Here is a 7642-nt window from a genome sequence, read left to right as displayed (position 1 = left end):
CATTTGTTTATACGACACACCACTAACAGCCCCCCCACCCCCCCGCCCGGCGCCATCCCCGCCCAACCAACCGAGACGCCGAGCCCCGGCCGCCGGACCCCCCCGACCCCGGCGGCGGGGACTTCCGCGTTTCGGCGCTTACGTACCGGCAGGCTGGAACAGTTCGACGACGTTGCCCGCCGGATCCTCCAGCAGGATCTGCTGGCCGCCGGGCCCCTTCACGATCTCGTTGCGGAACGGAACGCCCGCGGCCCGCAGCCTGTCCACCTCGGCGGATATGTCACTCACGATGAGATGGATCCGGTTCCATCCGCCCGGTGCCGGGACCGCGCCGTCGGGCATTGGCCGGCCCGCCGAGCTGGTGGGTCCGCTCAGCAGCAGGCGTAACTGACCGCGCACGACGTCGGCAAACGCCGGTGCCGCGTTCATTCTGACGGTGAAGCCGAGGTACTTCGTGTAGAAGCCGACGGCGGCGCCGACGTCGTCCACCATGTACCTGACGCTGACAAGATCCTCGGGGTTGTTGGAGTCCTCAGGGTTGCTGGACATGTTCCTTACTCCTCTTTGGTGAAGCCCCGATTTGGATGGAAGCCTCTTGAGATGGGATCCGGATCAGACGTGCTGATCCACGATGACCGGGTTGCCGTCGGGGTCCACCACGATGAAGCTGCCGGGTCCGGTTCCGACGCCGGCTTCAGCAGCAAACGGAATCCCCTGGTCCTTCAGTTGGCGTTGGAGATCGCGCACATCGGTGAACGAGTCGAGCTGCTGCGCGTCCTGGTTCCAGCCCGGGTTGAAGGTCAAGGAGTTCTTCTCGAACATGCCCTGGAAGAGGCCGATCACCGTCTGACCGTTCCGCAGGATCAGCCAGTTCTGGTCGATATCGCCGCCGGACCTGGTGAATCCCAGCTTCTCGTAGAACGCCGCCGACGCCGCGATGTCCTTGACGGCGAGGCTGAGTGAGAAAGCGCCGAGTTGCATGTGCTGCTCCAGTCTCCGGAACCCTCCGGACATGAATGTTTCCGATGGTACAGGCGGCCCGTCCGACCGTCCCAGACAGCACTCTTCCAGAAGCCCCTGACAAAAATCGCCCCCGGCACAAATTCACGGGCATGGCCTCGGGCGGCCGCCGGGAGTTCAGTGGTCGGTTCGGCAAGGCACAATTAGCTTGGAACTCAAGATGACCGAAGGGATCGGCTGTGGAGCTGGGTCAAATATCCGCGGTGCTCGCCTGTGCCGTGCTCGCAGGGCTGGCAGTTTTTCAGGTGCTGCTGATGGGCGGCGTACCGCTGGGACGTCTGGCCTGGGGCGGACAGCACAGGATCCTGCCCGCGAGGCTGAGGATCGGCAGCGCGGTGTCAGTTCTGCTCTATCTCGTGTTCGGGCACGCGGCCCTGGCGAGAACCGGACTGGCACCCGCGATCGGCAGCGACGCCTGGTACCCAGTGTTCACCTGGGTCCTGACGGCATACTTCACCCTCGGCGTGCTGATGAACGCCATCTCCCGCAGCAAACCGGAACGGCTGGTCATGACCCCGGTGGCGCTCCTGCTGGCGCTGCTTTTCCTCTTCCTCTCCATCAGCTGAGCCTCCGGGGGCCGGTGTGGGCGGCACAACACTTGCACAACACCCAGTCAGTGGCCTGAGTCAGTAGCGTGGTTGGGTGCGTTTGTTCAGCTCCGAAGTACTCATCCAGGCCCGGGCCGCGAGTGTCTGGCACGTCATCACCGACGGCGGAAACTTCGGCGTCTGGGAGTCGGGAATCCTGGAGGCCGACGGCGCTGTCCGGGCTGGTGACACCGTCCGGATCACACCTTCCGGAGGCCGGCGGTCCGTGAAGCTGCGTGTCCGGCAAGTCAGCGGAAACGTCATGACCTGGCACCGCCGCCTGCCGTTCGGGCTGTGGAGCAGAACCCGCACTTTCACGCTTACGCCCCAATCGCGGCAGACCCGCCTGACCGTCGTCGAAAAGCACCGGGGTCTGCTGCTGCCCTTCTCGAAGCACGCAAGCGCAGACCTGTTCCTGGACAGGTTCACCGACGCCGTCAGGCGCCGCTCCGAGATACTCGACCGCGCGACTCCTGAAACCCGCCTGATGCAGCACCGCTGACAGCCGCGGGCATCCTCGGGCAACGCCAAGACACGGGGAGCGCTAAAAGGCCTCCGTGTGCTCGAGCTCCGGCAGGACCACCAGCGGGTCTCCGGCAAAATGCAGCCTGCGGGACGACTGCCCATCGAGCCAGGCGAAAACGACCGAGCCGTCAAGGGGCACTCTACCGGCAGCGCCGACCCGGGCGGGGCGGCCCCGTTTCCGGATCCCCGTCTCCGCCCCCGGGGTTAGCATCCCCCACACTGCCGGAATGTCGGCGTCGTGATCGTTGCCAGCGTTCGCGTCCATGCATCTATGGAACCAGCTCGGGGTGAACAGGCTGTGAACGTGGCCCGTGCAACACGCCGCCCTATCTGTTTCCGCGGTCGAGGAGGGGAGTGGCCGGTTCCGGCGCGCGAGGGGGTACGTCCGGACCCGGCAGTTCTGAAGGTTCGGGGCGCGGATTCCCGTGCCGGACCCAAGGAACTCCAAAGTTCTTCCAAGGACGATAACGGAAACTTCCATCAGGGCCGGCGGCGATGGCCCCCGGTCCACCCTCCGTGACCTGGCTGCCAAACCCAGTCCGCCGCCGGCCCGGGGACCCGCTGATTGAGCTGCGAACGCGTCCGGAACCAGGAGCGCAGATCCCACCGGCCTGCTGTACGTTATGGCCATGGGGCATGGAGCAACGGACAAGCGCGGGACAATGGCCGATGTCAGTTTGGCCGTCGCGGAATTCACTCACGCGCACTGGTTTTTCGGGAACCTCTACGAGGCCGTGGTCAAAGTCCCCCACCGCGTCGCCGGGTCCGAGGACGGCCCTGAGCTGCGGAGGTCCCCGCTGGGGTCCGGCAGCCCCGGACGCTACTACGCGCCACTGGCTCCCGCGACCTTCCCGGCCGTAGCGCTGGCACTTGCCGCAGGATGGAACCGCCCGGGCAGCCGGCCGTAGCTGGCGACGGCTGCCGCCGCTTCGGCGGCCGGCGCGGCAGCAACCGCATACCTTCTCCGGTCCGTGAATCCTGCGCTGTTCTTCGGGCCGCGCCCACCCAGCGACATGCGCTGTAAGCCCCTGCTGGCCAAGTGGTACCGCGTCAACGCCATCCGCCTCGCTGCCAGCGCGGTGGCGCTCGTGGCGATTGACCGCGCGCGTCTGGGCAGCTCGAGATCGGCATGCACGCCCGGGTCCTGAGGCATTCCCTGTACAACACTCCCTACTGCGCGGTAGGTTCAATACAGGACCCTGCGTTTTTCTGTATGGGAAACCCCTCCCGACGTTGTGCACCGCCTGGAGGCAATGCCGCTGCAGCCTCACGGCGGCCACCCCGCACCCTGAGGAAAAGAGCCTGCCATGGCCACCTCGCATTTCCAGCAGTTCCTTCACGACGCCACCTCCCCCGCTCCCGACACCGACAGCCCGCTGGGGCCGGACTGCCTCTACGGGCTCTACACGAGCTGGTGCCTGATCCAGGGAGTGACGCCCAAGACCGACTCGTCCTTCCGGGCCGGCATGCGCCGGTGCCGGGTCAACCTCCGCGGCACCAGGCGGCGGATGAAGGGACGCGCCGCAGCCGATTACATCCTGGCCAGCTACCCGATCGCCGGCTGACCGTGTCGCTCAAATCCCCCGACTTCCGCTCCGACGGCGCCGGACGGGCGCGCGTTTCACCCGTGACGTGTACCCGCTGCGGCACCAACCGCCACCTGACCGTCAGATCGGTGATGAACATCCCGGACTGCCCCACCGACGTCGTTCTGGTTGCCTACACCTGCGGCCGGTGCCGGCGCTTCCGTGAACATCCTGCCCAGGTAGCCGAGCTGTCCGCAGTCCTGGGCCGCCGGGAGCAAAAAGGGGACGTGCTGATTTTCGGCGGCCACTACATGCACTGCGGACAACCGATGGCCAAGGCAGGGTCGGAGGTCCGCCGGCTGTCCGCGCCGCTGACCACCGAGGGCCCGGCCGAGGACACCCTGGACGTCTACCTGTCCACCCGCGTCCTGAGGTGCACATGCGGTTTCCAGATGGAACTGCCCGAATGACGGGAATCGTACAGTTGAAGGACAAATCTACGCGCGGGTAACTTAGTGCGGGGCCCCATCCTATTCCCCCATGCGGATGGTCGTCCCCGGGAAGCCCCGCACCGCCTTCACAATGGTGCGGGGCTTTTTCGTGCCCCGGCATGCACGTCTTGAGGTTTCCGCCCTACACTGTGCACACACCTACTACAGGCCGGGGGGCACGTTGGGTTCACGGGGGCTGTGCCTGGTCATCGAGGATGACCGGGATATTCGCGATTTGATCAGTCTGATCCTGGGACGGCTCGGCTTTGACGTTCAGGCGGTGGGCAACGGCGTTGACGGGGTCGCCGCGGCATGGGAACACCACCCCGCCCTGGTGACGGTGGACCTGAACCTGCCGGACATGGACGGCCTGGAGGTGGCGCGGCATATCCGCGCCCGCTCCGAGGCACCAATGCTGTTCATCACCGCCCGGGCGGAGCTCGACGACGAGATGGCCGGCATGGCGTCGGGAGCCGCCGCCTACCTGATCAAGCCCTTCCGTCCGAGGCAACTCACGGAGACGGTCAATAAGCTCTGCCCCGTGGGTCCGCTGACGGCGCACGGCCTCGAGTCGCGCGCCTAGCGCGCTCAGGGGAGCCGCCGCCGGCCGGCTGCCAGTCAAAAGCAGCGGCTGCACGGCAACAGCGGCAGCCGGCCGGGCCGACGTCGTGCTTTCCCGTCCCCGCGTCCTATATCCGCAAGTGGCACTTCGGTTCCATAATGTCCCCATAAACTTCGGGGACCCTCGCGCCGGCGTTGCCGGCGAGGCGCCGCAGGGTCCCAGGTGGCCGCCCGGCTGTCGGCGAAACGGGCGGTGACGCGGTACGGACACGGACTGCCAGTCCGTTCCCGGCACCGATCAGGGGACCATCGCCATTAACTCAAGAGCGCCATCAACTCAACGAGGAGTGAACTGTCATGCTCAAGGACATAGCCGTCACCGCCGTCCTTCCGGCGAAGGACGTAGGCAGGGCAAAAGATTTTTACCGGGACAAGCTGGGACTGGAGCCGGTGGAACCCGCGGACGACAACGTCATGTACGAATGCGGCAACGGGACCAGGTTCCTGGTGTACCAAACCGACAACGCGGGCAGCGCCAAAAACACCCAGATGGGCTGGGTAACGGACGACGTCGAACGGGACGTCCAGGAATTGCGGGGCCGCGGCGTTGTGTTCGAGGAATACGATTTTCCGGGGCTGAAAACGGAGAACGGGATTGCCACCTCGGACGGGGGCAAGGCCGCCTGGTTCCTGGACACTGAAGGCAATATCCTGAGCATCTTCGAACGCCCGTAGTTCCGGTACGCCCAGTCCCGGACTCGGGCAACCGCGCTACGACTGGAATCGGAAAGGGGACGGAACCACGCTGTTCCGGCCCCTTTCCGTCTATTCCGCGGCCCCCGGGCGGTGAAATGGTCCACCCGCCCCGCGACGCTCCGGCCCCTCTGCGCCTGCCGGAGCAGAGGACCCCCAATGGAGAGGATTGAAAAAACGATGAATTCATCAATTCCTCAATTACGAGTCTCGCCCAGGGCCGCCACTCCGTCAATAGACCAATCTTTAGGGCACACACAGAAACCGGTTTCGACAAGCTCAACCAGCGGCTACCGGGTTTCGCCTGCCTGGCGAGAGGTCACTCGGTTCCGCGCTCCGCCACTGCCTCGCTGGAGACCTCGGCGAGTGTGAGGCTGCGCTCCCGGGCCTCGGTCAGGAGTCCGGCCAGCGCCTGTTCGGAGCTCCGCCCTGTCCGGGCACTGACGGACCGGACGGCGTCGGTTATCAGGGCGCGCCTGCCCAGGGACTCCGCCAACTCGGCGGCAGACTCATCCGTCAGCGTGCCCCCACCGCCCGGGCCAAGGCCAGCGCCGTCGGATCCCCAACGGGTCGCGCCCAAGCCGGCCAAGCCGCCCGCGTCGGCCGCCGCGCGCGCACTCAACACGGACTCGGCAACGGCGAGCAGGTCTGCAATCTCGGGATAAGCCAGCCAGTACTGCAGCCGTCCGTGTGCCCGGCGGCCAGTGACCAGGTGCTGGGCCCGCAACTGGGCGAGTTGACCAGCCAGATGGGATGCCTTCAGCCCCGTGGCCGAACACAGCTCCGCCACCGAAGCCGGGCCCGACGCGAGCATGGCCAGAACGCGGACCCTGGCCGGATGGGCCAGCACCTTAAACAGTTCGGCCTCACCGGCCGCGACCCGTTCCCCGAGTCCTCCACGTTCCGTCACCATTGCCCCAATCTGACAGATACATACGTGTTCTTAACCGATTATCCCCTCACAAAGCCCATGCCGAGGCAATGCGCGTGGGTTTTTTCGGGCCGCCACGCCCACCCATTAATTCGTTGCCAATCAAGGGCCGTTACCCCTCGCGGCAGGCGCCTTGCACTGAAATAATTGTCTTAAACGTTTTCCACGCGGCAGTCTGCCACCGGGACGGCACTCTGCGCACTCAGGAGAGGAATTAAAGCGTGCCTGTCTCAGCAGCCACTCTTGCACGGTCCGGATCCTCCCGCCGAGCCGGTCAGGTCCCCGCGGGCTCTCCCCCCACGTCCTAGTCGGGCTCCGATGCAAGCCAACCTGCCCCTCGCTGACGAACTCGCGGCGCTCACCGCCCGGATCGCCGACCTTTTGCTGACCCACGAAACCGTCGACGAAGCCGTTTCCGCGCTGGCCCAGGCCTTGAAGGAAGCCATTCCGGGGACCCTGGGAGCAGGAGTCAGCCTGATGGATACGCGCGGCCGGCGTACCAGCACGGCCTTCACTGATCCCGATATCCTGCAGGCAGACCAGTTCCAGTACGACCTTGGACAGGGGCCGTGCCTGACCGCTTGGGCCCAGCAGGCGACAGTTACGGTCGAGGACTGCCGCGCCGACCACCGCTGGCCAGCCTGGAGCCGCGCCATTGCCGGCCTGCCCCTTCGCTCGGTGATCAGCACGCCGCTATCAACTCCCGACGGCGCCATCGGGGCGCTGAAGGTGTACTCCCCCATTCCAAACGGATTCGATTCCAGGGCCATCCGCCTGATCGAGCTGCTGGCCCGGCCCGCGGCACTCATGCTTGCCAATTCCCAGGCCCGCGACACCGCCCAGCGCCTCAGCGACGGGCTCATCGGCGCCCTCGGCGCCCGGGATGCGATCGGAACGGCCACCGGGATCGTCATGGAGCGCCTCCACATCAGCCGCGACCAGGCCCTCGCCACGCTCATCAGCGCTTCCCGGCGGCGGGAGGAACCGCTGCACCAGCTCTCCCTGGACATCATCGGCGGCGGCGAGGTGTAACCGGCCGTCATAAAACTGCCTCCAACCGGGCCGCGACGGCCCGCGCAGGAGGGGGCTGCCGCCGTCGTCCATCACCTAACTACAGCGGTTCCGGACGGGTTAGATCGGCCGTGGCTACAGCATTTCTTCCCGCGGCGCAATTTTGGCGCGCGGGCCAGTTCCAAGGAAAATAGCCAGTCAGCACACCAATGCACGTCCCGCTTACTTCAGGAGACA

13 protein-coding genes are annotated in these 7642 nt (G+C 66.1%); 9 read left to right on the top strand and 4 right to left on the bottom strand.

Translation table 11 applies throughout. The features are described from left to right. Positions 1-138: 138 nt before the first annotated feature. The gene (locus ACFQ50_RS21230; protein ID WP_377997602.1) at positions 139-549 is read right to left on the bottom strand and encodes a VOC family protein; all 411 of its coding nucleotides are present in this window, start codon (positions 547-549) and stop codon (positions 139-141) included. Positions 550-612: 63 nt separating this feature from the next. Continuing rightward, on the bottom strand, positions 613-981 hold the full coding sequence (locus ACFQ50_RS21225) for a VOC family protein (protein WP_377997601.1): 369 nt from the start codon (positions 979-981) through the stop codon (positions 613-615). Between the two features lie 218 nt (positions 982-1199). Between ACFQ50_RS21225 and ACFQ50_RS21220 the strand changes: the two genes are divergently transcribed. Both ACFQ50_RS21220 and ACFQ50_RS21215 read left to right on the top strand, forming a co-directional pair. Next, the gene (locus tag ACFQ50_RS21220; RefSeq protein ID WP_377997600.1) at positions 1200-1586 is read left to right on the top strand and encodes a hypothetical protein; all 387 of its coding nucleotides are present in this window, start codon (positions 1200-1202) and stop codon (positions 1584-1586) included. Positions 1587-1662: 76 nt separating this feature from the next. Next, positions 1663-2109, top strand: a complete 447-nt coding sequence (locus ACFQ50_RS21215) for an SRPBCC family protein (RefSeq protein ID WP_377997599.1) — start codon at positions 1663-1665, stop codon at positions 2107-2109. Positions 2110-2151: 42 nt separating this feature from the next. On the opposite strand, the gene ACFQ50_RS21210 is transcribed toward ACFQ50_RS21215, so the two are convergent. Further along, a complete protein-coding gene (locus ACFQ50_RS21210; protein ID WP_377997598.1) occupies positions 2152-2397 on the bottom strand; it encodes a hypothetical protein in 246 nt (81 codons plus the stop codon). A 364-nt stretch (positions 2398-2761) separates the two neighbouring features. Between ACFQ50_RS21210 and ACFQ50_RS21205 the strand changes: the two genes are divergently transcribed. The 6 genes from ACFQ50_RS21205 (at position 2762) to ACFQ50_RS21180 (ending at position 5445) form a co-directional block, all read left to right on the top strand. Next, positions 2762-3040: a hypothetical protein gene (locus ACFQ50_RS21205; RefSeq protein ID WP_377997597.1), complete on the top strand. Its 279-nt coding sequence runs from the start codon at positions 2762-2764 to the stop codon at positions 3038-3040. Positions 3041-3145: 105 nt separating this feature from the next. Then, positions 3146-3280 (top strand): hypothetical protein, encoded by a 135-nt coding sequence (locus ACFQ50_RS21200; RefSeq protein ID WP_377997596.1) that lies wholly within the window; start codon positions 3146-3148, stop codon positions 3278-3280. Between the two features lie 159 nt (positions 3281-3439). Continuing rightward, the gene (locus ACFQ50_RS21195) at positions 3440-3697 is read left to right on the top strand and encodes a hypothetical protein (RefSeq protein WP_377997595.1); all 258 of its coding nucleotides are present in this window, start codon (positions 3440-3442) and stop codon (positions 3695-3697) included. A 2-nt stretch (positions 3698-3699) separates the two neighbouring features. Next, positions 3700-4128 (top strand): hypothetical protein, encoded by a 429-nt coding sequence (locus tag ACFQ50_RS21190; RefSeq protein ID WP_377997594.1) that lies wholly within the window; start codon positions 3700-3702, stop codon positions 4126-4128. A 256-nt stretch (positions 4129-4384) separates the two neighbouring features. Further along, positions 4385-4732 (top strand): response regulator transcription factor, encoded by a 348-nt coding sequence (locus tag ACFQ50_RS21185; protein ID WP_377997593.1) that lies wholly within the window; start codon positions 4385-4387, stop codon positions 4730-4732. A gap of 335 nt (positions 4733-5067) precedes the next feature. Further along, positions 5068-5445, top strand: coding sequence for a VOC family protein (locus ACFQ50_RS21180; protein ID WP_377997592.1), 378 nt, complete (start codon positions 5068-5070; stop codon positions 5443-5445). 337 nt (positions 5446-5782) lie between these two features. Here ACFQ50_RS21180 and ACFQ50_RS21175 read toward each other — a convergent pair whose 3' ends face one another. After that, a complete protein-coding gene (locus ACFQ50_RS21175; RefSeq protein ID WP_377997591.1) occupies positions 5783-6376 on the bottom strand; it encodes an ArsR/SmtB family transcription factor in 594 nt (197 codons plus the stop codon). 336 nt (positions 6377-6712) lie between these two features. Here ACFQ50_RS21175 and ACFQ50_RS21170 point away from each other — a divergent pair, with 336 nt between their 5' ends. Then, on the top strand, positions 6713-7426 hold the full coding sequence (locus ACFQ50_RS21170; RefSeq protein WP_377997590.1) for a GAF and ANTAR domain-containing protein: 714 nt from the start codon (positions 6713-6715) through the stop codon (positions 7424-7426). The last annotated feature ends 216 nt before the right edge of the window (positions 7427-7642 follow it).

The organism is Arthrobacter sp. NPDC056493, assembly GCF_042795115.1.
Lineage (GTDB): Bacteria > Actinomycetota > Actinomycetes > Actinomycetales > Micrococcaceae > Arthrobacter.
The sequence above is the reverse complement of the archived record's forward strand: the minus strand, read 5'-3'. Positions and strand labels throughout refer to the sequence as shown.